This window comes from Aeromonas sp. s1(2024), from assembly GCF_040908005.1.
GTDB classification, from domain to species: Bacteria; Pseudomonadota; Gammaproteobacteria; order Enterobacterales; family Aeromonadaceae; genus Aeromonas; species Aeromonas caviae.
On record NZ_JBFOCW010000070.1, the window covers coordinates 43,635 to 67,631 of the forward strand.

Sequence of the window (23,997 nt, forward strand, 5' to 3'; positions counted from 1 at the left end):
CTATTCCCAACAGCTATTGCTAGCTGCACCAGAGGCACTTTTGACGCCCAACTGATTAATCGAAAACACCGTGCAATCGGTATCTTTGGCTTGGGCCGTCGCCGCGCCAGCACTGGCTGACAAGGTGTAGGTGTTGCCTGATACGGCAATGGATAATTGATACAGGCCATTTTCAGATGCACTACTGATACCAAGAGCAGCAGCAGAGGATGCATACTGATTGAAATCCATAAAATAGGTTTCTTGCCGATTGGCTGCATTGAGCAGCATGCTCTTGGCTTCGACACGATGGCTGGTCAGCACATATTGCTGATAGGAGGGATAAGCGATGGTGCCAAGAATCGCCACGATGGCGACGACAATCATCAATTCAATGAGAGAAAAGCCTCGATAGAACCCAATCATATCCCATCCTTGGTGACTGGCGGTTCATATAGTCTAATGCCGGATAGGTCGCAACGACAAATCCGGCATCAGGAACATAACTCTTTATTCTCAGGCCATCCTGGCCACATTCAAATAATTCTAAGCTCGGGCGGCACTTCAAACACCACATTCTCTTCTCGGCCAGGATGCTCGGTCACTATCTTGCCTCCCAGCTCGCGCAGACGAGCAATGACATTCTGAACCAGCACATCGGGGGCTGACGCACCCGCCGTGACCCCGATACGGACAACCCCGTCCAGCCATTGCGGCTCAATCATGGAGGCATCGTCGATGAGGTAGGCCTTGGCGCCCACCTTCTCGGCCAGCTCCCGCAGACGGTTGGAGTTGGAAGAGTTGCGCGACCCCACCACCAGCATGGCGTCCACCAGCCCGGCCATCTCCCGCACCGCATCCTGGCGGTTCTGGGTGGCGTAGCAGATGTCATCCTTACGCGGCCCCTGGATCTTGGGGAAGTGCGCACGCAAGGCATCGATGACATCCGAGGTCTCGTCCACGCTGAGTGTCGTCTGGGTCACGAAGCAGAGGTCGTCCGGGTTCTTCACCTTGAGTTTGGCCACATCTTCCGGCGTCTCCACCAGATACATGCCACCCTCACTGTTCTCGTACTGTCCCATGGTGCCGATCACCTCGGGGTGGCCGGCATGGCCGATGAGCACGGCTTCGGAGCCCTTGCGACTGGCGCGATGGACCTCCATGTGCACCTTGGTCACCAGCGGACAGGTGGCATCGAACACCTTGAGGGCGCGGGATTTGGCCATCTCGCGCACGACCTTGGCGACACCGTGAGCGGAGAAGATGACGATGCTGTCATCCGGCACCTCGTCCAGCTCTTCGACGAAAACGGCACCCGCCTCCTTGAGCTTGTTCACCACGTAGCGGTTGTGCACCACTTCGTGACGGACATAGATCGGGGCACCGAACTTCTCCAGCGCGCTCTCGACGATGCTGATGGCCCTGTCGACACCGGCACAGAAGCCACGGGGGTTAGCCAGCAGAATATCCATCAGTGCACCTTCTCCTCGTCATCAACCCCCAGGATCTCCACCTCGAAGGTGACGGTGTGACCGGCCAGGGGGTGGTTGAAATCGACCGTGACCGACATCCCTTCCACCGCCCGGATGATCCCGGGCAGTTCGCTGCCGTTGGGCTGGTCGAACAGAATGATGGTACCCACCTTGGGCTCAACTTCGTTACCGAACTTGGCGCGATCGAGATGGTAGATGTTGTCAGGATTGGAAAGGCCAAACGCCTCTTCCGGCGCCAGGGTAAAGCTCTTGCTCTCCCCTTCGCGCAGCCCCAGCAGGCATTGCTCGAAGCTCGGCGTCAGACTGCCGTCTCCCATCCGCAGACGGGCAGGCTTGCCGTGCAGCGCCGTGCTGTCCGCCACCGAGCCATCTTCCAGTTTGATAGAGAAATGGAACAGCACGCTGCTGTCCGCAGCAATCAGCTGGCTCATAAGGTCGCGTCCTGTTTTTTCTCACCACGGAAGCCATCCAGCACGATCATGGCGGCACCGATGAAGATGAAGCTGTCAGCCAGATTGAACGCCGGCCAGTGGGCGCGCTGCCAGTAAAAGTCGAGGAAGTCGACCACATGGCCCAGCACCAGCCGGTCAAACACGTTGCCGAGCGCCCCGCCGATGATCAGGCTGTAGGCGATACCGCTCCAGCGCTGGGTGACCGACTGCTTGCGCAGCCAGTGGATCAGCAGGCCGCAGATGGCGAACGCCAGCACGGCGAAGAACCAGCGCTGCCAGCCCCCCTGATCTGCCAGGAAGCTGAAAGCAGCGCCCTTGTTGTAGACGTGGACCAGGTTGAAGAAGGGGGTGATCTCCACCCCCGGGTAGCCAAATGGCAGCAGTTTGACCACGGCGAGCTTGCTCGCCTGGTCCAGTACGAAGGCCAGCACCGCCAGCCACAGCCAACGCAGGCCGCTTTTATGTTGAGTCATGTTCATCAGGCAAATTGACGCGTTTCGCCGTCACCCTCGACGTTGGTGACGCAGCGGCCACAGATCTCTTCGTGACCCGCGATGGTACCCACGTCCTCTACATGGTGCCAGCAGCGGTCGCACTTGGCGGCGGCAGACTGGGCAACGCAGAGCCACAGGTCATCGCGCTCAGTTGCCACTGCCTCTGCCGGTGCAGCATCGACGCTGACCACCTTGGCCTTGGAGGTGAGCAGCACGAAGCGCAGCTCATCGGCCAGGGCGTTCAGACGCGCGGCCAGCTCCGGCTTGGCGAACAGGGTCAGCTCGGCCTGCAGAGAACCGCCGATGCGCTTCTCGCCACGGGCCACTTCCAGCGCCTTGTTCACTTCACCGCGCACGGTGAGGATCTCGGCCCAGAACTCGTCGTTCAGCACTTCGCCCGCTTCCAGCCCGAACAGGCCGTCGTACCACTCCTCGGTGAACACGAACTCACCGCGCTCACCCGGCAGCAGGGCCCAGATCTCGTCGGCGGTGAAGCTCATGATCGGCGCCATCCAGCGCACCATGGCCTCGGCGATGTGATAGAGGGCGGTCTGGCAGGAGCGACGGGCCAGGCTGTCAGCCTTGGCGGTGTACTGACGATCCTTGATGACGTCCAGGTAGAAGGAACCCATCTCGATGGAGCAGAACTGCATCAGCTTCTGGGTCACGCCGTGGAAGTTGTACTCATCGAACGCGGTCACGATCTCGGTTTGTACCGCTTTGGCACGGCCCACGGCCCAGCGATCCACCACCACCATGTCGGCAGGCGCCACCATGTCGGTCGCCGGATTGAAACCGTTCAGGTTGGCCAGCAGGAAACGGGCAGTGTTGCGGATACGACGATAGGCGTCGGCGGAGCGCTTGAGGATCTCGTCGGAGACGGTCATCTCACCGGTGTAGTCAGTGCTCGCTACCCACAGACGCAGGATGTCGGCACCCAGCTTGTTCATTACGTCTTGCGGGCTCACCACGTTGCCGATGGACTTGGACATCTTGCGGCCCTGACCATCCACGGTGAAGCCGTGAGTCAGCACCTGGTTGTAGGGAGCCTTGTCTTTCATCGCCACGCCGATCATCAGGGAGGACATGAACCAGCCACGGTGCTGGTCAGAGCCTTCCAGATACATGTCGGCCGGCTTGCCGTTGAACTCGGGACGGGCGTCGACCACGGAGGCGTGGGTAGAACCGGAGTCAAACCAGACGTCCAGGGTGTCGGGCACCTTCTCATAGTTGTCGGCATCAGCGCCCAGCAGCTCGGCCTTGTCCAGATCCCACCAGGCCTGGATGCCGGACTGCTCGACCCGCTTGGCCACCTCTTCCATCAGGCGCACGGAATCCGGGTGCAGCGCCTGGGTATCCTTGTGAACGAACAGGGAGATGGGCACGCCCCAGGTACGCTGACGGGAAATACACCAGTCGGGACGGTTCTCGACCATCGCCTGGATGCGATTCTTGCCCCAGGCCGGGACCCAGCCGCTCTGGCCGTGTTCGGCAATGCCCTGAGTCTCGATACGCTCGATCTCTTCCAGGGCGCGCTGCCGAAGACCCTTCTGCTCCATGCTGATGAACCACTGGGGGGTGGCACGGAAGATGATCGGGGTCTTGTGACGCCAGCAATGCGGGTAGGAGTGGTTGAATACCTTGTGATGCAGCAGTGCGCCGCGCTCGGTCAGCACCTCGACCACGGCCGCATTGGCCTTAAACACGTGCTGGCCGGCAAACAGTTCGGTATCCGGCAGATAGACGCCGTTGCTGCCAACCGGGTTGGCCACTTCCAGACCGTACTTCTGACCGACCACGAAGTCTTCCTGACCGTGACCAGGGGCGGTGTGCACCGCGCCGGTACCGGCATCCAGAGTGACGTGGTCACCCAGCACCATAGGTACGTCGAAGCTGTAGAAGGGGTGGTTGAAGCGCAGCAGCTCGAGTGCGGCACCCTTGGCGTAACCCAGGTTGTGGAAGTGCTCGATGCCTGCGCGATCCATCACATCCTTCACCAGCTCAGCGGCCAGGATCAGACGCTCGGGATTGTCGCCCTCAACCTGCACCAGCGCGTAGTCGAGATCGGCATGCATGGCGATGGCGCGGTTGGCCGGCAGGGTCCACGGGGTAGTGGTCCAGATCACGGCAGAGAGCGCGCCCTTGCCGGTGTGGCCTTCGGCGCAATCAAACTTGGCGACAACGGCAGCCTCGTCGACGGCCTTGAAGCGCACGTCGATGGAGGGGGAGTTCTTGTCGTAGTACTCCACTTCCGCTTCAGCCAGCGCGGAGCCGCAATCGGTACACCAGTGCACCGGCTTGGAGCCTTTGTGCAGGTGGCCGTTTTCAACGATCTTGGCCATGGAACGGATGATGTTGGCTTCGGTCCCAAAATCCATGGTCAGGTAGGGGTGTTCCCAGTCACCCAGCACGCCCAGACGGATGAAGTCGGTCTTCTGCGCTTCGATCTGGGTTTTGGCGTATTTGCGGCACTCGGCGCGGAACTCGGCGGCGGAAACCTTCTCGCCCGGCTTGCCGACCATGCCTTCCACTTTCAACTCGATGGGCAGACCGTGGCAATCCCAGCCCGGTACATAGGGGGAATCGAAGCCAGAAAGGCCTTTGGACTTGATGATGATGTCTTTGAGGATCTTGTTGACCGAGTGACCGATGTGAATGCTGCCGTTCGCATAGGGGGGGCCATCGTGCAGAATGAAAGAAGGCTTGCCCGCTTTGGCGCGGCGAATGGCGCCGTAAAGATCCTGATCGTACCAACGTTTCAGCATGTTGGGTTCGCGTTTGGCCAGATCGCCACGCATCGGAAACTCGGTTTCCGGCAGATTCAGGGTGTGTTTATAGTCGCTCATCAGTCCTGGGTTCCCTTCTTTTCTAAAAGAGTGCTGGGTAAATGAAATTGTGGCAGCCCGAACCAGGCTCGGGCCGCCAGGGCATCTCGTTCGATCTGCTCTTTCAAGGCGGTGAAAGAGTCAAATTTCTGCTCTTCGCGCAGCTTGTGGCGAAGCAGCACCTTGACCTGCTGACCATATAGATCACCATAAAAATCAAATAGATGTACTTCCAATCTGGCTTGTGTACCGCTCAAGGTCGGGCGTACACCCACATTGGCGACACCGGGGAAAGTCTTGCCGGAACATATCACTTCCACCGCAAACACGCCACCGACCGGGACAACCTGGCGTTTGAGGGCCAGATTCGCGGTGGGAAAACCTATGGTGCGCCCCAGCTTGTCGCCATGGGCCACCCGGCCGCTGATGGCATAGGGGCGACCGAGCATCAACTCCACCTCCGCCATGCGGCCCGCTTTCAGGGCCTCGCGCACCAGCGTACTGCTGACCCGCTGGCGGGAAAGCTGGAAACTCTGGGTGCTGATCACCTCGAACCCGAAGCGCCGACCGGCCTCCTCCAGCAGGTGGAAGTCCCCTTCCCGCCCCTTGCCGAAGCGAAAATCGTCGCCGACCACCAGATAGTGCACGCCGAGTTTCTCCACCAGCAGTTGCTCGATGAAGGTGCTGGCCGCCTGCTCGGCAAAGCGATGGGTGAAACGCACGCAGAGCATGCGATCGATCTGCATTCCCTTGAGGGCTTCGTACTTCTCCCGCCAGCGGCTGAGGCGGGCGGGCGCGGCACTGCCCGCAAACAGCTCCAGCGGCTGGGGTTCGAACAACATGACGCAGGCTGGCAGGCCAAGTTGGGCGGCCTTATCCTGCAAACGGGCCAACACCGCGTGGTGCCCCTGATGAACCCCATCGAAGTTGCCTATGGTCAATACACAGCCCCGGTGACGGGGCTTGATATTGTGAATGCCGCGAATAAGCTCCATCAGTGCCTTGTGCGTTGCTGCCATGGAAATCGGCGGATTATATATCAGGCAGCAGGCAGGGTCAGCCCTGCCGTTGACCCGATTTAGCCATCACGCCCGCTTCTCGGACTCGGCCAGGAGCATCGCACCTCGTTGGCGGGCCAACCCGACAGCCCCTGAGGCCGCTCCCCCATCTCCCCTGTACTGTCCCCCTCCCTTGCAGCTGACTCCTTATTGCTGACCGGCTCTCAGATGCCGTGGCCGGATCCCCAATGCCAAGAGGACAATGCCATACAGCGCTCCGCCCAGGCAGAGCAGCAGGGTCAACTCCAGGCTGGCCTTGCCCATACTCCAGGCACCCCATTGGGTGAGATCCGGCGACAGATAGGCCAGAAGCCCCCCCATCAAGACCGTTGCCGCCAGCAGCTTGAGGCAGAACAGCCCGGTGTTGCGGGAAGGGCGATAGACATCCTGCTGATAGAGCCCCTTGAACAGCAGTACGGCGTTCAGCGTGCCGGAGCAGGCGGTCGCCAGCGCCAGCCCGACGTAGCCGAGCGGATAGATGAAAATGAGGTTGCACACCATGTTGGCTACCATGGCCATGATGCCGATACGCACCGGCGTCCTGGTGTCCTGGCGGGCGTAATAACCGGGGGCCAGCACCTTGATGAGCATCAAGGAGAGCAGCCCCGTGGTGGAGGCCAGCAGGCTCGCACTGGACATGCTCACCTCGTGCAGACCGAACTCACCGCGCATGAAAAGTACCCGCAGTATGGGCTCGCGCAGCACGGCGATGCCGACCATGGCTGGCAAGCCGAGCAGCATCACCATGCGTACCCCCCAATCCATGGTGCGAGAGAAATCAGCCGGATCCGCATCCACGTGTTTTCTGGCCAGGGCAGGCAGGATCACCGTGCTGATGGCCACCGCAAAGAGACCGAGGGGAAACTCCAGCAACCTGTCCGAGTAATAGAGATAGCTGATGGCACCGGTAGCCAGGAACGACGCCAGCATGGTGTTGATCAGCAGGTTGATCTGGCTGACCGAGACGCCGAACAGGGCCGGGATCATCAGGGTACGGATCTTAACCACCCCGGGATGGTGCCAACCCCACTTGGGCCAGACCAGCATGTTGAGCTGGCGCAGAAAAGGATACTGGAACAAAAACTGGACCAGACCGCCGAGGAAGACACCGATCGCCAGGGAGATTTCGGGGCGCTCCATCAAGGGTGCGATCCACCAGGCCGCCGCAATCATGGTGATGTTGAGGAATACCGGCGTGAAGGAGGACACGGCAAAACGGCCAAAGGTATTGAGAATGGCCCCCGCCATGGCGGTGAAGGTGATGAACCAGAGGTAGGGGAAGGTGATCTTGAGCATCAGACTGGCAAGCTCGAACTTCTCCGCCGCCGGTCCGCCGTGCAGCCAGTCCCAGAACCAGCCCCAGCCAAAGAGAGCCGTCAGGACACCGGAACCCAGCACCCCGAGCAGGGTGACCACGGTGACGATGCCACCCAGGGTGCCCGCCACCGCCGCCAGCAGCTCCCGAACCGCCTGCTCGTCACCGTTTTTCTTGTACTCCGTCATCACGGGCACGAAGGCCTGGTTGAATGCCCCTTCGGCAAAGAGCCGGCGCAAGAAGTTGGGAATGCGATTGGCGAAGAAGAAGACGTCTGCAGCCACCCCGGCACCGAGCAAATTGGCGATGACCACATCGCGCACCAAGCCCATCACACGGGATGCCAGCGTCATTCCGGACACTATCATGCCGGATTTGATCAATTTCTTACTCAAGACGAGGCCTCTGGAACTGTCGGAAAGAAAAGAATGCTGTTAGAATCGGCCGACAGTTTAACCGTCTCCCATCTGACACACCACCGGGGGGCGGTGTTTATTTGCACAAATCATTTGACAATATGTGGTTGGGAAGGCATATTTCCGGGCCTTTTCAATACACTCGCTAAGACAGTTTTAGGAGTTTTACCTTGGCTAACATCAAATCTGCTAAGAAGCGTGCTCTTCAGTCAGAGAAACGTCGTCAGCACAACGCCAGCCGTCGTTCCATGACCCGTACCTACCTGAAGAAAGTGATCGCTGCCATCGCCTCTGGTGACAAGGCTGCTGCCACTGCCGCTTTCGCTGTTGCTCAGCCGATCATGGATCGTATGGCGACCAAAGGCCTGATCCACAAGAACAAAGCTGCTCGTCACAAGAGCCGCCTGTCTGCCCAGATCAAAGCCATGGCTTAATCAGCATCCGCTGATGAAAGCTGAAAAAACCGGCCTAGTGCCGGTTTTTTATTTGGGGTCGCTACAGTACAGTCTGTGCAACAATCCGATCATCTCGCGCACCTCATGGCTGCGCAGGGAGTAATAGACCGTCTGGGCTTCCTTCCTCGTCGCCACCAGCTCATCCCGGCGCAACACCGCCAGATGCTGCGACATGGCTGACTGGCTCAATCCCAAGACCTCGTTCAGCTCGCCGACCGACAGCTCCCTATCCAGTAACTGGCACAAGATAAACAGCCGTCGCTCATTGGCCAATGCCTTGAGCAGGGTGACGGCACGCCCGGCATTCGCTTCCATCTCTTCCAATCGCATCTCACCCTCCTCTTCCAAGACTGGCATCATAGCGCCGTCACCCTCGATTTAAAACGAGAGGCTTGCCGGCTGAATGGCCGTGAAATCCTCCTGCCCCGCAAAGAGGAAGGAGAAATCACTCTCGCATACCCGCTTGACCGCAGGATGTTGGATCATCCGCTCGGCAAAGAGGACGTAATACTCCTCCATCAGATCCTGGGTTTCACCTAGCAGCATCACCTCCTCCCCCTCCAGGATCTCTTCCCGATAGATGGTCGGAGCCATGAAGATGCCCTGGTTGAAGAAGCCGAACGCCTTCATCAGCGCCGCATCATCGAATTCTCCCAGAATACTGGGGGAAATCCCCTGCTGCTCGAACCACTGGGTCAGTTGACGACCCATGGCGGTACGGCGGCCCGGGATGAGCAGCTTGCGCTCTTCCAGGCAAGCAGGGAAAGGCTGGGAGGGCAAAGGCGCCTTGCAGAAGAAACTGACGCCGCATCCCCCCAGGCGCTTGGACAGCAACCCGGCATGCTGGCTGGAGTCCACCGGGCAATCAGAGAGGATCATGTCGAGCTTGTGCTCGCTCAACTGCTCCAGGAGCAGTTCATGGGTCGACTCGAAGCAGCGCAGGTGAATGGAACCGTCATTGGGGATCACGGAGAGCAGTACCCGGCTCGCGAGACGCTTGGAGAGAGCATCGGCGATACCCACATCGAACAGGATCTGGCTCTCCTTGCGGTAGTTGACGATATCCAGCATCTCGTAGGAGAGGCTGAACATCTTGTCCGCATAGCGAAATACCAGTTGGCCAAGCTCGGTGGCCTCAAGGGAGCGCCCCTTTCTGATCAGCAACTTGCCGCCAAGACGCTGCTCAAGCAGTTTGATCTGACCGGTCACGGTCTGTGGGGTCAAAAAGAGGGCTTCCGCCGCCTGCGTGACGGAGCCCTTCTTCTGAGTCATCCAAAAATAGTAGAGATGGTTGTAGTTAAGGTGTGACATCCGATGGGGTTCCCGCACCAGGCGGGCTCCGGTAGCAGCTGAGTTCAACCGCCAGAATGTCATACATGTCGCTGATCGAGTCAACCTTGTTCGCGTCGAACTGTGCCTGTAGATGGGCCTTGAGACGACCGGCATCCGGCATTCGCTCGGTGCAGTAGCGCTTGTTGGACAGCTTGACTCGCTCGCCGGCACGACTGCTCAATGCCCGTTCGGCGAAGGTCTCGCCGAACCGGGCTTTTACCTGAGAGTCCCCCAGCATGAGTGCGCTGTCGACCACCCCGTTGAGATAGGCAGAACAACTTGCCGAGGTGGCATCCCGCTGACAATCAACCAGGCTATCTGCCCAGAGTGCAGGGCTCGCCAGCATGACTAACCATCCTAGTTTTCTCATAACCCCTCCGTACTTTGATTCGCCTCCCGATTGGGCAGCGATATCCGCAGTGCGATGTAACCGATCACGGCCGCGAGTGTGGAACCTGCCAGGATCCCGAGGCGCGAGTAGCTGCCGTAGTCCAGTCCGCCATGCTCGAATGCCAGCGATGCGATAAACATCGACATGGTGAAGCCGATGCCACACAGGATGCTGACGGCAAAGATCTGTCTGAAGTTCACTCCTTGCGGCAATTGGGCAATGCCTGATTTCACAGCCAGCCAGCTGATGGTGAAAATCCCGAGCGGCTTGCCGACGAAGAGCCCCAGGATGATCCCCATGGGGAGCGGATTGAGCAGAGCCGAGAAGTAGATCCCCTCCAGCGATACCCCGGCGTTGGCGAAAGCGAACAGCGGCAGGATCAGGAAGGCACTCCAGGGGTGCAGCACATGCTCCAGATGCTTGAGTGGCGATGCGTAACGCTTGCCGTTGAGGGGGATCATGAAGCCCACGATGACCCCCGCCAGGGTCGCATGGACACCGGACTTGAGCACGGCAACCCAGAGCACCAGGCCGACCAGCATATAGAGTCCAATCCTGTCCTCACCACGGCGATTCATCCAGAGCAAGGTCAGAGTGGCCACCACACCTATCGCCAACGCAGTCAGCGACAGTTGCTGGGTGTAGAAGAGGGCAATGATGATGATGACCCCCAGATCGTCCATGATAGCCAGCGCCAGCAAGAAGACCTTGAGACTGGTCGGTACCCGCTTGCCCAGCAGCGCCATGACCCCGAGAGCGAAGGCGATGTCGGTTGCGGCCGGAATCGCCCAGCCAGCACGGGTAGCCTCGTCTCCGTAGTTGAAGAAGCTATAGATGAGGGCCGGTGCCAACATCCCCCCCACGGCAGCAATGGCCGGGAAGGTTGCCTGCACCCGGGAGGAAAGCGCCCCCTCCAGCATCTCTCGCTTCACCTCGAGACCCACCAGCAGGAAGAAGATCGCCATGAAGCCATCGTTGATCCAGAGCAGCAGCGGCTTGTTGATGTCGAGCGCCGCGATGCGAACCTGTACCTCGGTATTGAGGAAGCCCTGATAGTGTTGCGCCAGCGCCGAATTGGCCAGGCCGATGGCAAGCAGGGCGGCCAGGATCAGAATGATCCCGGAAGCGGACTCCAGTTTGAGAAAACGCTTGAATACATCGCTCATATCTAACTACCCATAAAATTGCATCTTTTCAGTCTAGGGCTCGAGTAGCTCAATGAAAAATCGTTTCTAACGGCTGATAACAACGGAAAAACCGAAAGCAAAACGGATAATGCCTGCTATAAGCAGGTTATCTCCCCTTTTCAGGAGCCATCTCCCAGCCCGAAAATTGCATATTAATTCACAAAAATGCAAAAAGGCGCCCGCAGGCGCCTCTAATAGCTGAGTGTAGATTCATCGTCACCTGAGAGACGGGGCTCGCCCCGCACTCATAACATACTCAAATGGCGACAGGCGCCTTGATCCCTGGATGGGGATCATAGCCCTGGATCTCGAAATCCTCGAATCTGTAATCGAAGATGGAGTCAGGTTTGCGCTTGATCACCAGTTGCGGCAAAGGGCGCGGCTCGCGGGTGAGTTGCAGTGCTGTCTGCTCCATGTGGTTGGAGTAGAGGTGCACGTCGCCGCCGGTCCAGACAAAGTCCCCCACTTCCAGATCGCACTGCTGCGCCATCATGTGGGTCAGCAGCGCATAGCTGGCAATGTTGAACGGCAGGCCAAGGAAGACATCACAACTGCGCTGGTAGAGCTGGCAGGAGAGCTTGCCATCCGCCACATAGAACTGGAAGAAGGCGTGGCAGGGTGCCAACGCCATCTTGTCCAGCTCGCCCACGTTCCAGGCGGAGACGATGATGCGGCGGGAATCCGGGTTGTGCTGGATGTCATCCACCGCTTTCTGGATCTGGTCGATGACAGATCCATCGGCCGCTGGCCAGGAGCGCCACTGGGCACCATAGACAGGCCCCAGATCACCGTGCTCGTCGGCCCACTCATCCCAGATGCTGACACCGTGCTCTTTCAGATAGGCGGTGTTGGTATCGCCATTGAGGAACCAGAGCAGCTCGTGAATGATGGAGCGCAGGTGGCACTTCTTGGTGGTCACCAGCGGGAATCCTTCCGCCAGATTGAAGCGCATCTGATGACCGAACAAGGAGACTGTCCCGGTGCCGGTGCGATCGGATTTGACGGTCCCTTCATCCAGAATTTTCTGCATCAGGTCGAGATAGGCACGCATTACTTCGCCTCCTTCGGTGCATTGCCGAACAGACGGGGCTGCTTGTAGGCGGCCCAGACCATGAGCCCCCCCGCCACTATCATCGGGGTAGAAAGGATCTGACCCATGCTGATCTCATTGAAGTAGAGACCCAGCTGGCTGTCTGGTTGACGAACAAACTCCACCAGGAAGCGGAACAGACCGTAGAACAGCAGGAACATCCCGGAAATGGCGCCACGGGGTGGGTGCTTGCGCCAGAACAGGTTCAGGATGATGAAGAGCACCACCCCTTCCAGCGCGAACTGATAGAGCTGGGACGGGTGACGCGGCTCGGGACCCGCCTCGGGGAAGATGATGGCCCAGGGGACATCGGTGACCCGCCCCCACAACTCGCCGTTCATGAAGTTGCCGATGCGGCCAACACCGAGGCCGAACGGAATCAGCGGCGCCACGAAATCCGCCACGGTGAAGAAGTGGCGCTGGGTTTTGTGGGCAAACCAGATCATGGCGGTGATCACCCCGATGAGGCCGCCGTGGAACGACATGCCACCGGTCCATATCTTGAACAGATAGGTCGGGTCGGCGAGGAAGAGATCGAAGTTGTAGAACAGCACGTAACCGATGCGCCCGCCCAGGATCACCCCGAGGAAGCCATAAAACAGCAGGTCGGATACCTCGTTGCGGGTCCAGCCGCTATTGGGTGCATCGGCACGGCGACCAGCCAGCCACATGGCGAAGGCAAAACCGAACAGGTACATGAGACCATACCAGCGTACCGATAATGGTCCCAAACTGAATGCTACGGGATCAATCTGCGAGAAAACCCAATATCCGTCGTGCTGCATAGGCGGCCCCAATCATAAGAAAAGCCGCATTCTCCGATCATTCTTACGCAGTAACAAGGTGGAATATCAATCGGGCAACCTGACCTTGTGCCCAGCCCGCAGCAATCCGCCCAGACCGTGTTCTTCCAGATAGCGGGCAAACAGGCCGCGCAGCACGTGAGGATTGTCATGCTTGAGACCATCCGCCATCAGCGCCTTCAACTCACCAAGGTCGGATTGCCGCAGCACGTATTTGATACGGGAGATGTTGTGGGTATTCATGCTGAAACGGCGATAGCCCATGGCCAGCAGCAGTAGCACACCGACCGGATCGCCAGCCAGCTCGCCACAAACAGAGACCGGCTTGTGATAGCGCCGGGAGGCATCGACCAGCAGTTGCAAAGCGCGGATCACAGCGGGATGGAAGGCATCGTAGATGCTGGCGACACGGGCATTGTTGCGATCCACCGCCAGCAGGTATTGGGTCAGGTCGTTGCTGCCCACCGACCAGAAGTCGATGAGCGGCGCCATCTCCGGCAGGATGTACAGCGCGGAGGGGACTTCGATCATCACCCCGAGACTGGGGTAGCGGATCACCGCATCGCGGCTGGCCGCTTCTTCCGACACCTCGCGCCACGCCTGATCCAGCAGACGACGGGAGGCCTTGATTTCACTGACGCTGCTGATCATCGGCAGCATGATCGCCAGATTGTCCAGCCCTTCGCTGGCCCGCAACATGGCCTTGAGCTGAACCAGGAAGAGCTCGGGGTGATCCAGGGTGAGCCGGATCCCCCGCCAACCAAGGAAGGGATTTTCCTCCACGATGGGGAAATAGGGCAGTTGCTTGTCCCCCCCCACGTCCAGAGTCCGCATGCAAACCGGGCGATCCCGATAGGTTTCCAGGATCCCGCGATAGCGGGCAGTCTGCTCCCACTCCGAAGGGAAGCTGTCCTGCAGCATGAAGGGGATCTCGGTGCGATAGAGCCCGACCCCGTCCGCCAGATGATTGAGGGAGATCTCGGTATCCGCACTCAGCCCTGCGTTGAGCAGCAGAGAGACCTTGGTGCCGTCGGCAGTCTCGGAGGGCTGGTTGTCGACGCTGCGTACCAGGGTGTCGAGTGCCCGCTCCTCGCTCAGCAGTTGCCGGTACTCGGTCAGGATCACCTGATTGGGCTCGATGAAGAGATCGCCGCTGTAGCCATCGACCACCAGCATGCGACCGCCGATGTCGCCGAGCGGCAGATCCACCCCCATGATGGCCGCCACCCCCATGGCGCGAGCCAGAATGGCGGCGTGGGAGTTGGTGCCCCCCTTGAGCGACACCACCCCGGTCAGAAACTCGCGGGGGACTTCGGCCAGGATGGTGGCAGTCACCTCATCGGCGACCAGCACCACGGGTTCGCCGATGGTGAGCTGCTCGGGTTCGTCCTGCACCAGCCGGCTGATGAGCCGCTGGGCGATGTCTTTCACATCGGTGGAGCGCTCCCGCAGATAGGGATCTTTCATCCCCTTGAACTGCTCTATCAGCCGATCGCTGATGAGTTTGACCGCCGAGATCGCCGTCCAGTGTTCCTTGCTGACCTTGTTGCGGATGGGCTTGATGTAGCCGGGATCGTTCAACAGGTGCAGATAGATGTCGAAGATGGCGACCGAGTCCTGGCTGTAGCTCTCGCGAAAACGCAGTGCCAGGCTCTCCAGATCGTGGCGCACTTCCTCCACCGCCAGCTCGAGACGGGCAAGCTGCTTGGCATGATCCTCGTCCTTGCGCGGCGTGATGGTATTGAGCGCCTTGCGCGGACGCCACACCCAGGCCTTGGCCATGGCGATGCCACTCGCCCCGGCAATACCGCGCAGCGGCTTGCTCCAGTCGGTCTTCTGCAGCCACCCCTTGGCCTGGGCCTGGGCGATGCGGGCAGCCAGCTGAGCCGCCAGGGTGACCATGAAGGACTCCTCCCCCTCATCGAAGAGGCGGCTCTCCTTCTGCTGCACAACCAGAATGCCCACCACCTGGCGCTGATGCATGATGGGAGCGCCGAGGAAGGAGCGAAACGCCTCTTCGGCCACATCGGGCAGGAATTTGAAACTGGGGTGGGAGGGGGCATCGGCCAGGTTGATCAGCTCTTCGCGTTGACCCACCAGGCCGACGATACCCTGCTCGAACGGCAGGGTGGCCTTGCCCACCGCCGACTCGGCCAGACCATCGGTCGCAGCCAGCCGGTAGCGGCGCATTTCAGGTTCGGAGACGTAAACGGAACAGCAGTCCACCGACATGGCCAGCCGGGTCTGGCTGACCAATGCCTGCAAGGCCAGCTCGAGGGTATTGGCTTCGGCCATGCTTTCGACGATGCGTCTGAGTTCCGTTAACAACTAATCTGTGCTCCTTAGCGGGCGCGATTACGCCGCCCATCCTTCTTGTTGACCTGCACTGCCGGCACCGGCATCGCCAGCGGGGCAAACTCCTTCATCACCCGGCGATAGACTTCCCGCTTGAAGGAAACCACCTGACGCACCGGGTACCAGAAGCTGACCCAACGCCAGTCATCAAACTCCGGATGACCATGACAACCGAACTGGATCCTGGACTCCCTGCCCGGATCCAGCTGCAGCAGGAACCATTTTTGTTTTTGGCCAATACAGACCGGTGAACTGTCCCAACGAACGAGACGTTTTGGCAAGCGATACTTCAACCAGTTGCGACTGGTCGCCATGATGGTCACATCCTCGGGCTTGAGGCCTATCTCCTCATACAGCTCACGATACATGGCCTGCTCTGGCGTCTCACCGTCATCAACTCCTCCCTGCGGAAACTGCCAGGAGTGCTGCCCATAACGCTTGGCCCACAATACTTGTCCGTCACGGTTACAGATCACGATTCCGACATTGGGACGAAACCCGTCGCCATCTATCACGTGATCACCTTATAAAGGCTGAATCTATAAGGGGATTGTTCCACATTCACCTCGTGGCAGCAAACAAGGACTGCAATCCCCCATTCATGAATAACTTTCGATTTCAAGCAAACTTATAAACAAATTAAAGGATCAGAACCCGCAAGTTGCCCACCCAGACTGTGCATAAGCCTGTGAGCAAGCGGGTATATACAGTAGTTTTATTTATCTGCTCCAAACTGCCCCACAGCATACATGATGCAATATAAAACAAAATATGTATTTAAATACATGGTGTTAAACAAAGAATGCTGGATCAAGATCCATGTCTTTTACCGCCGGCGATCCGGGATCCGGATTGTGAACAAGTTCGACTGTTCAAAGATCCACCACGGTTATTTTATCCACAGGAGTGGCACACTATCTGCCCCGATATCGCCGCAAAAATCGGTGCCGTTTCACATTTTTTTGTAACAACAGGGTGACTATTCCTACTTTTAAGCAGTTATCCAAGATTTCTGTGGATAACTGTGTGAAACAGCGCGAACAAACCCTTGGACAACTATTTCAAGGCAGGATCCAGTGCGACGCCCATCGATAAATTGGAGACAAATCCCTTTAAAATCATTACGATAAACACTTACACACAAAACTGCCCCCCCTGTGCATACCCCTGCCAGGATCGGTTATAAAAACAGCGATCCTCAGGGAGGATCAGAGTTGCTAGAATAATCCTTCTTTGCAGGAGTCACTCATGCCCGCCAACCCCCGCTCCGAACAGGAACTGCTGGCCCGCGCCTACGCCATGGCCGGCTTCACCCTGGCCCAGCTGGCCGCCACGGCCGACATCGCCGTGCCGGCGGATCTGCGTCGGGACAAGGGCTGGGTCGGTCAGCTGATCGAGTGGCAGCTGGGAGCTAGCGCCGGCAGCAAGCCGGAGCAGGATTTCCCGGATCTCGGCATCGAACTCAAGACGATCCCCATCGATCCTCAGGGCAAGCCGCTGGAAACCACCTTCGTCTGCGTGGCACCGCTGATCGGTGTCAGCGGCCAGCGCTGGGAGGAGTCCAACGTGCGCAACAAGCTCTCCCGCGTGCTCTGGATCCCGGTGGAGGGCAGCCGAGAGATCCCCATCGGCGAGCGCCGGATCGGCATGCCGCTGCTGTGGAGTCCGAATGAAGAGGAGGAGATGCTGCTGCGCCAGGACTGGGAAGAGCTGATGGACATGATAGTGCTGGGAGAGGTGGAGCAGATCAGCGCCCGTCATGGCCAGGTGCTGCAACTGCGTCCCAAGGCGGCCAACAACAAGGCGCTGACCCGGGCCATCGGCCGCAATGGCCAGCCCATCATGACGCTGCCACGGGGCTTCTATCTCAAGATCAACTTTACCCACGGCCTGCTGCAGCGCCACTTTGCCCTCCCCCTTTGATCCTGTTTATCAACATCCTTGTCATAAAGTGATATAAAAATAGACAGCCGCTATTTTTCGCAATCAGGACAAGGAGGCGTCATGCCGATCAACAAGCAATTTCTCAAGTCCCGCCCCGAGGTCAAGGTGACCTTTGCCGTGGAAAGGGAGGCCGCGGGAGAGGCCGAGCAGGTCTTGCTGCTGGGTGAATTCAGCCAGTGGCAGCCCATTGAACTGAAGAGGATGAAAAACGGGGAGTTCAAGGCGACACTCAACCTGCCGACCGATGGCCCCAGCCATTTCGAGTATTGCTATCAGCTAGTGCAACCCGATGGTGAAACCCTTTATGACAACGACTGGGAGGCTGACGACTACGTGCCTGGCCCCTTCGGGCGTGACAACTCTGTGGTGCGGGTCAGCCAGCCCAGTTGAGCCAATACCCCGCACACGGATACAAAAAAGGCTCGCCATTGGCGAGCCTTTTCACTACCTGTCGAGCTTTTCGCCGACATACCGACACCAATTCGAATCGAATTAGTTGAGCTTCTCTTTGATACGAGCAGCTTTGCCGGACAGGTTGCGCAGGTAGTACAGTTTGGCGCGGCGAACATCACCACGACGCTTCAGTTCTACACTGTGGATCAGCGGAGAGTGAGTCTGGAATACACGCTCAACACCTTCGCCGTTGGAGATCTTGCGAACGGTGAAAGCAGAGTGCAGACCGCGGTTACGCTTGGCAATCACGATGCCTTCGAAAGCCTGCAGACGCTCTTTACCACCTTCTTTAACACGAACTTGAACACGTACGGTGTCGCCCTGGGCAAAAGCCGGGATGTCGGTACGCAGTTGCTCTTGTTCAAGCTGCTGAATAATCTTGCTCATTGTCTTTCCTTACCTAGGATAAACTGAAAACTCTACTTAACGCTGTCACGCACTTCGCGGACATACTCGGCAAGAAGTGATTCTTGCTCGTCAGTCAGAGCTAGGTTGTTAATAAGTTCCGGCCTTCTCTGCCAGGTTCGTCCGAGCGATTGCTTGAGTCGCCAGCGCCGAATCACTTCGTGATTGCCGCTTGTCAGCGCCTCGGGCACCGTCAGCCCATCCAACACCTCCGGCCGAGTATAGTGGGGATGATCCAGCAGCCCATCCGTGAAGGAGTCCTGCTCGGCACTGGCCTGATCACCCAAGACCCCCGGGACCAGACGCGAAACCGCATCGATCAGGGTCATGGCAGGCAACTCGCCACCACTTAACACGTAATCTCCGATAGACCACTCTTCGTCGACTTCGGTTTGTATCACGCGTTCATCGATACCTTCGTATCGACCGGCAACCAGAATCAGTTTCTGATTCGTCGCCAACTCGGTCACGCCCGCTTGAGTCAGCTTGCGCCCCTGAGGAGAGAGATAGATGACTTTCGCCCCGTCTCCCGCCGCTTGCTTGGCTGCATGAATGGCATCACGCAACGGCTGAACCATCATCAACATGCCGGGCCCACCACCATAAGGACGATCATCGACCGTACGGTGTTTGTCGTGGGTGAAGTCCCGAGGGTTCCAGCACTCAATCTGCAGCAGGCCACTCTTGACGGCCCGACCCGTTACCCCGTGCTCGGTAATGGCTCGGAACATTTCCGGGAAGAGGCTAATCACCCCAATCCACATAAGAAACCTCCGGCACCCGTATCAGCGCGGGAAACTAGAAACCAGGATCCCAATCAACTTCGATTGTTCGAGCAGTCAGATCAATATTCTTGATCACCTGCTCTTCCAGGAACGGTATCAACCGCTCCTTTGCACCAAAGGCATCTTTTACATTGGCCTCAACCACCAACACATCGTTGGAGCCGGTTTCCATCAATTCGGTCACCTTGCCCAGGTCGTATCCCTTGGTGGTCACTACGGTGCAACCAATGAGGTCACGCCAGTAGAACTCCCCTTCGGGCAACGCAGGCAACAGATCAGCGGGGACGCCAATCTCGACGTTGGTCAATGCCAGGGCATCCTCACGCACATCGATACCATCGAGTTTGCAGATCAGACCCTTGTTGTGACGCTTCCAGGATGACACCCGGATTTCACGCCACGCCCCGTTCTGATTGATCAGCCAGGGGTTGTAATCGAAAATCGCTTCGGCAACATCGGTGAAGGAGTTCACTTTAAGCCAGCCCTTGATCCCGTAAACGGTCCCCAGGGTGCCCAGAACTACAGGTTTTTCCACCTTAACTCCCTACCGTTTGGCTGATTAAGCAGCTTTGGCAGCGTCTTTGATCAGCTTGGCAACGCGGTCAGAAACAGCGGCACCAGTAGCAACCCAATGCTCGATACGAGCCAGGTCCAGGTTCAGCTTTTCAGCGTTACCAGCAGCAACCGGGTTGAAGAAACCGACGCGCTCGATGAAACGACCGTCACGGGCGTTACGGCTGTCAGCAACTACTACCTGGTAGAACGGACGCTTTTTCGCGCCACCACGTTGTAAACGAATGGTTACCATATCGTCCTCATAAACATCTAATGAACAAGGCCTGCAAATACGCAGACCCTAGCTTAAAATAAGCCGCGTAATTCTACTTGGATTCGTAATAATTGCAACCAAGCCAGCTATTTTTTGCGCAGGGATTGGCATGAAAAAGGCTCACCAGGGTGAGCCTTTCTGCCTGACCAGCAGGAAAATCAGAACGGACCGCGACCGCCACCACCGAATCCGGGGGGCAGCATGTTCTTCATCTGGCCCATCATCTTGCGCATGCCGCCCTTGCCGGACATCTTCTTCATCATGCGCTGCATCTCGGTGAACTGCTTGAGGAGCTTGTTCACATCCTGGACCTGCATGCCGGAACCCGCAGCGATGCGGCGCTTGCGGGAGCCCTTGATGAGATCGGGATGGGCACGCTCTTTCGGCGTCATGGAGCTGATGATGGCCTCCATCCGCACGGTGAGCTTGTCATCCATCTGATCCTTGATGTTGTCCGGCAGGCCGGACATGCCGGGCAGCTTGTCGAGCATCCCCATCATGCCACCCATGTTGCGCATCTGGGCCAGCTGCTCACGGAAGTCTTCCAGATCGAAGCCCTTGCCGCTCTTGACCTTGCTGGCCAGCTTGGCCGCCTTCTCTTTATCGACGTTGCGCTCCACCTCTTCGATGAGAGAGAGCACATCCCCCATACCGAGGATGCGGGAGGCCAGACGATCCGGGTGGAACGGCTCCAGCGCGTCGGTCTTCTCGCCCATACCGATGAACTTGACCGGTTTGCCGGTGATGTGACGCACCGACAGTGCGGCACCACCGCGGGCATCACCGTCTGCCTTGGTAAGGATCACACCAGTGAGCGGCAGCGCCTCGTTGAAGGCCTTGGCGGTATTGGCGGCATCCTGGCCTGTCATGGCATCCACCACGAACAGGGTTTCGACCGGCTTGATGGTGGCGTGCAGATCCTGGATCTCCGCCATCATTTCGCCATCGACGTGCAGACGACCGGCAGTATCGACGATCACCACGTCATAGAACTTCTTGCGCGCCTGATCGATGGCGGCAGTGGCAATGGCGATCGGTTTCTGGCTGGCATCACTCGGGAAGAAGTCGACACCGATGTCGCCCGCAAGGGTCTCAAGCTGCTTGATCGCCGCCGGACGGTAGACGTCCGCACTGACCACCAGCACCTTTTTCTTGCTGCGCTCCTTGAGCAGTTTGGCCAGTTTGCCGACCGTAGTGGTCTTACCGGCCCCCTGAAGACCTGCCATCAGGATGATGGCCGGCGGCTGGGCAGCCAGGTTGAGCTGTTCGTTGGCCTCCCCCATCACGGTGACCAGTTCGCCATGGACGATCTTGATGAAGGCCTGGCCCGGGCTCAGGGATTTGGCCACTTCCTGGCCCACGGCACGTTCCTTAACGCGCGCCACGAAATCGCGCACCACCGGCAGGGCGACGTCCGCCTCGAGCAACGCCATGCGGACTTCGCGCAGGGTATCCTTGATGTTCTCTTCGGTCAGGCGGCCGCGGCCGCTGACATTGCGCAGGGTGCGCGAGAGTCGTTCAGTCAAATTCTCAAACATGACGCTTTCCGGTTCTTGGCGTGACACTGGGGGCATTATACCCCGGTCAGCACTCTAGGGACGATTACTCGCCGCTTGCCGCGGCGGCCTGCCATCGAACGGGCAGGTCAACAAATGGAGGGCAGTATACCCCAGTCAACGCCGGAGGACGATTATTCGCCGCACGGTGACCATCAACGCCTACTTATATGTGGGCAGTTAGCCTCTGGCACAACTGGCGAGCATATCTTGTGCAAGGTATACTGCCCCTCTTATCCATAAAGCTTGTTTGACAACGACCTGGTTATGATCGTGATCTCTGTTCTGGCCCTGGCGTTTTACCTGCTGGCCATCATCGCCTCACTGCACCTGCTGCTCAGCGCCAAGCCCGTCGGGCAAGTATCGCTGTTCGCCTGTGTCGGCCTGGCCCTGACCGCCCATGGCATGGCGGTGGGCAGCGAAGTGCTGGCCACCCATTCCGGCCAGAATCTCAGCATGTTGAACGTGGCGTCCCTGGTCAGCCTTATCATCAGTTGCTTCATGACCTGCGTCACCCGACGCTTCAACGGCTGGATCCTGCTGCCCGTCGTCTACAGTTTTTCAGCCCTGCTGCTGGCAGCCAGCGCGCTCATTCCCGGGCGCTACATCACCCATCTGGAAGCGCACCCCCAGTTACTGCTGCACATAGGCCTCGCGCTGATGGCCTATTCGGTACTGATGATCGCCTGCTTGTTTGCCCTCCAGCTTGCCTGCCTGGACAGGCAACTGAAATCCAGAAAGATCAGCCACCTGCCAGCCATGCCACCCCTGATGACGGTGGAGAAGCGTCTGTTTCAGCTCATTTCCGCAGGTCTGCTGCTGCTGACTCTCTCCATCGCATCCGGCCTGTTCTTCCTAGAAGACATGTTTGCCCAGGGCAAGTCCCACAAGGCCATCCTCTCTATCCTGGCCTGGTGCGTCTACGCTCTGCTGCTCTGGGGTCACCATACCCGTGGCTGGCGCGGCCGCAAGGTCATCATGCTGAGCCTCATCGGCAGCTTCATCCTGACACTGGCCTATTTTGGCAGCCGTTTCGTCAAGGAAGTGCTGCTTAGCTGACACACGAACATTCCCCAACCATCCTTACAGGAGCCCTTCTTGGACAGTATCTCAACGAGTACATTGCTGATTGTTCTCGTTATCTTGATCCTTTTGTCAGCCTTCTTCTCCAGTTCCGAAACAGGTCTGATGTCGCTCAACCGCTACAAGCTGCGGCATCTGGCCCAGACCAAGCACAAGGCTGCCCGCCGGGTCGAGAAGCTGCTGGCCAGGCCGGACCGCCTGCTTGGCCTCATTCTCATCGGCAACAATCTGGTCAACATCCTGGCCTCCGCCATCGCGACCATCGTCTGCATCCGGCTGTTCGGGGATCTCGGCGTCGCCATTGCCACCTTCGGGCTGACCCTGGTGGTGCTGGTATTCGGGGAAGTCACCCCCAAGACACTGGCGGCCATGTTCCCCGAGCGGATAGCCTACCCTGCCTCTTGGATCCTCAAGGGGCTGATGGTGCCGTTCGCCCCCCTTGTCTGGCTCATCAACAGCATCACGAACCTGCTGCTGAAACTCTTGCGTCTCGAGCACAACAAGGATGATTCCCTCAATTCCGAAGAGCTGCGCACCATCGTCAACGAGGCGGGCAATCTCATTCCCAAGCACCACCAGGAGATGCTGATAAGCATCCTGGATCTCGACAAGATGACGGTGGAGAACATCATGGTCCCGCGCAGCGAGATCTCCGCCATCGACATCAATGACGACTGGAAGATCATACTGCGCCAGCTGGCCCACTGCGCCCACACCAAGATCCTGCTCTATCGCGACAACATCGATGACGTCGTCGGCTTCCTGCACTCACGGGATGCCCTGAGACTGGTCGCCCGGGATCAGTTCAGCAAGTCCAGCCTGCTGCGGGAAGTCGACCCCATCTATTTCATCCCCCAGGGGACCCCCCTCAACGTGCAGTTGGCCAAGTTCCAGCGCAACAAGGAGCGAATTGGCCTTATCGTCGACGAATATGGCGATATTCAGGGGCTGATCACCCTGGACGACATCCTGGAAGAGATTGTCGGTGACTTCACCACCTCCATGACACCGACCCCGAGTGACGAGATCCATCCCCAGCCGGACGGCTCCTTCCTGGTCGAAGGCTCCGCCAGCATCCGCGAGCTGAACAAGGAGATGGACTGGCACCTGCCCATGGACGGCCCACGGACCCTCAATGGCGCAATCCTGGAGTACCTTGAGGAGATCCCCCAACCCAACATCAGTGTCAGGCTGGCGGGCTACCCTATCGAGATTCTCGAAGTGGAGAACAACATGGTGAAGATGGCGAGGATCATGCCGCACCTGTACCGGGACGATTCAGGGTACGAGGATTGAA

The 23,997-nt window shown here is 58.5% G+C and carries 25 protein-coding genes; 5 read left to right on the forward strand and 20 right to left on the reverse strand.

Annotation, left to right across the window (positions count from 1 at the left end; genetic code table 11):
* From AB5Y70_RS17260 to murJ, 7 genes are all read right to left on the reverse strand, one after another.
* Entirely contained in the window at positions 1-405 is a 405-nt protein-coding gene (locus AB5Y70_RS17260) for a type IV pilin protein (RefSeq protein WP_102949170.1), read from the reverse strand.
* Positions 406-515: 110 nt separating this feature from the next.
* Positions 516-1,451 (reverse strand): 4-hydroxy-3-methylbut-2-enyl diphosphate reductase, encoded by a 936-nt coding sequence (gene ispH, locus AB5Y70_RS17265; RefSeq protein ID WP_042878840.1) that lies wholly within the window; start codon positions 1,449-1,451, stop codon positions 516-518.
* On the reverse strand, positions 1,451-1,903 hold the full coding sequence (gene fkpB / locus AB5Y70_RS17270; protein ID WP_041210958.1) for an FKBP-type peptidyl-prolyl cis-trans isomerase: 453 nt from the start codon (positions 1,901-1,903) through the stop codon (positions 1,451-1,453). Before fkpB ends, ispH begins: the two co-directional genes overlap by 1 nt.
* A complete protein-coding gene (gene lspA / locus AB5Y70_RS17275; protein WP_039039988.1) occupies positions 1,900-2,403 on the reverse strand; it encodes a signal peptidase II in 504 nt (167 codons plus the stop codon). The genes fkpB and lspA overlap by 4 nt, the downstream gene beginning before the upstream one ends.
* On the reverse strand, positions 2,403-5,264 hold the full coding sequence (gene ileS, locus AB5Y70_RS17280; RefSeq protein WP_368176086.1) for an isoleucine--tRNA ligase: 2,862 nt from the start codon (positions 5,262-5,264) through the stop codon (positions 2,403-2,405). Before ileS ends, lspA begins: the two co-directional genes overlap by 1 nt.
* The gene (gene ribF / locus AB5Y70_RS17285) at positions 5,264-6,238 is read right to left on the reverse strand and encodes a bifunctional riboflavin kinase/FAD synthetase (RefSeq protein ID WP_368176087.1); all 975 of its coding nucleotides are present in this window, start codon (positions 6,236-6,238) and stop codon (positions 5,264-5,266) included. The genes ileS and ribF overlap by 1 nt, the downstream gene beginning before the upstream one ends.
* Positions 6,239-6,448: 210 nt before the next feature.
* Positions 6,449-8,011 (reverse strand): murein biosynthesis integral membrane protein MurJ, encoded by a 1,563-nt coding sequence (gene murJ / locus AB5Y70_RS17290; RefSeq protein WP_052814606.1) that lies wholly within the window; start codon positions 8,009-8,011, stop codon positions 6,449-6,451.
* 191 nt (positions 8,012-8,202) lie between these two features.
* Between murJ and rpsT the strand changes: the two genes are divergently transcribed.
* A complete protein-coding gene (gene rpsT / locus AB5Y70_RS17295; protein ID WP_005308808.1) occupies positions 8,203-8,466 on the forward strand; it encodes a 30S ribosomal protein S20 in 264 nt (87 codons plus the stop codon).
* Between the two features lie 48 nt (positions 8,467-8,514).
* Here rpsT and AB5Y70_RS17300 read toward each other — a convergent pair whose 3' ends face one another.
* The 8 genes from AB5Y70_RS17300 to rppH all read right to left on the reverse strand — a co-directional run bounded on the left by AB5Y70_RS17300 (position 8,515) and on the right by rppH (position 16,160).
* On the reverse strand, positions 8,515-8,817 hold the full coding sequence (locus AB5Y70_RS17300; RefSeq protein ID WP_042878863.1) for a metalloregulator ArsR/SmtB family transcription factor: 303 nt from the start codon (positions 8,815-8,817) through the stop codon (positions 8,515-8,517).
* Between the two features lie 48 nt (positions 8,818-8,865).
* Entirely contained in the window at positions 8,866-9,798 is a 933-nt protein-coding gene (nhaR, locus tag AB5Y70_RS17305; protein WP_052816308.1) for a transcriptional activator NhaR, read from the reverse strand.
* The gene (locus tag AB5Y70_RS17310) at positions 9,785-10,165 is read right to left on the reverse strand and encodes a hypothetical protein (RefSeq protein WP_201969753.1); all 381 of its coding nucleotides are present in this window, start codon (positions 10,163-10,165) and stop codon (positions 9,785-9,787) included. Before AB5Y70_RS17310 ends, nhaR begins: the two co-directional genes overlap by 14 nt.
* Before the next feature lie 20 nt (positions 10,166-10,185).
* Positions 10,186-11,376 (reverse strand): Na+/H+ antiporter NhaA, encoded by a 1,191-nt coding sequence (gene nhaA, locus AB5Y70_RS17315; RefSeq protein WP_103261680.1) that lies wholly within the window; start codon positions 11,374-11,376, stop codon positions 10,186-10,188.
* A 277-nt stretch (positions 11,377-11,653) separates the two neighbouring features.
* Entirely contained in the window at positions 11,654-12,448 is a 795-nt protein-coding gene (gene thyA, locus AB5Y70_RS17320; protein ID WP_042014892.1) for a thymidylate synthase, read from the reverse strand.
* Positions 12,448-13,272, reverse strand: coding sequence for a prolipoprotein diacylglyceryl transferase (gene lgt, locus AB5Y70_RS17325; RefSeq protein WP_043153049.1), 825 nt, complete (start codon positions 13,270-13,272; stop codon positions 12,448-12,450). The genes thyA and lgt overlap by 1 nt, the downstream gene beginning before the upstream one ends.
* A gap of 66 nt (positions 13,273-13,338) precedes the next feature.
* Entirely contained in the window at positions 13,339-15,618 is a 2,280-nt protein-coding gene (ptsP, locus tag AB5Y70_RS17330) for a phosphoenolpyruvate--protein phosphotransferase (RefSeq protein WP_111896431.1), read from the reverse strand.
* 14 nt (positions 15,619-15,632) lie between these two features.
* Complete coding sequence (gene rppH, locus AB5Y70_RS17335; RefSeq protein ID WP_005308708.1) at positions 15,633-16,160, reverse strand: RNA pyrophosphohydrolase; 528 nt, start codon at positions 16,158-16,160, stop codon at positions 15,633-15,635.
* Between the two features lie 733 nt (positions 16,161-16,893).
* On the opposite strand from rppH, the gene mutH reads away from it, so the two are divergent.
* Both mutH and AB5Y70_RS17345 read left to right on the forward strand, forming a co-directional pair.
* Positions 16,894-17,568 carry a DNA mismatch repair endonuclease MutH gene (gene mutH / locus AB5Y70_RS17340; protein WP_111896430.1) on the forward strand — a complete coding sequence of 225 codons (675 nt, stop codon included), beginning with the start codon at positions 16,894-16,896 and terminating at the stop codon, positions 17,566-17,568.
* 81 nt (positions 17,569-17,649) lie between these two features.
* Positions 17,650-17,979, forward strand: coding sequence for an isoamylase early set domain-containing protein (locus AB5Y70_RS17345; protein ID WP_111896429.1), 330 nt, complete (start codon positions 17,650-17,652; stop codon positions 17,977-17,979).
* Positions 17,980-18,081: 102 nt separating this feature from the next.
* On the opposite strand, the gene rplS is transcribed toward AB5Y70_RS17345, so the two are convergent.
* From rplS to ffh, 5 genes are all read right to left on the reverse strand, one after another.
* A complete protein-coding gene (gene rplS / locus AB5Y70_RS17350) occupies positions 18,082-18,429 on the reverse strand; it encodes a 50S ribosomal protein L19 (RefSeq protein ID WP_005313505.1) in 348 nt (115 codons plus the stop codon).
* Positions 18,430-18,461: 32 nt separating this feature from the next.
* Positions 18,462-19,211: a tRNA (guanosine(37)-N1)-methyltransferase TrmD gene (gene trmD, locus AB5Y70_RS17355; RefSeq protein WP_010673086.1), complete on the reverse strand. Its 750-nt coding sequence runs from the start codon at positions 19,209-19,211 to the stop codon at positions 18,462-18,464.
* A gap of 34 nt (positions 19,212-19,245) precedes the next feature.
* Entirely contained in the window at positions 19,246-19,767 is a 522-nt protein-coding gene (rimM, locus tag AB5Y70_RS17360; protein WP_039039979.1) for a ribosome maturation factor RimM, read from the reverse strand.
* A gap of 24 nt (positions 19,768-19,791) precedes the next feature.
* Positions 19,792-20,040 (reverse strand): 30S ribosomal protein S16, encoded by a 249-nt coding sequence (rpsP, locus tag AB5Y70_RS17365; RefSeq protein ID WP_010673084.1) that lies wholly within the window; start codon positions 20,038-20,040, stop codon positions 19,792-19,794.
* A 179-nt stretch (positions 20,041-20,219) separates the two neighbouring features.
* Positions 20,220-21,599 carry a signal recognition particle protein gene (gene ffh, locus AB5Y70_RS17370; protein WP_010673083.1) on the reverse strand — a complete coding sequence of 460 codons (1,380 nt, stop codon included), beginning with the start codon at positions 21,597-21,599 and terminating at the stop codon, positions 20,220-20,222.
* A 285-nt stretch (positions 21,600-21,884) separates the two neighbouring features.
* On the opposite strand from ffh, the gene ccsA reads away from it, so the two are divergent.
* Entirely contained in the window at positions 21,885-22,676 is a 792-nt protein-coding gene (gene ccsA / locus AB5Y70_RS17375) for an inner membrane protein YpjD (RefSeq protein WP_039040017.1), read from the forward strand.
* A 39-nt stretch (positions 22,677-22,715) separates the two neighbouring features.
* Positions 22,716-23,996, forward strand: a complete 1,281-nt coding sequence (locus tag AB5Y70_RS17380; protein ID WP_010673081.1) for an HlyC/CorC family transporter — start codon at positions 22,716-22,718, stop codon at positions 23,994-23,996.
* Position 23,997: the final 1 nt, after the last annotated feature.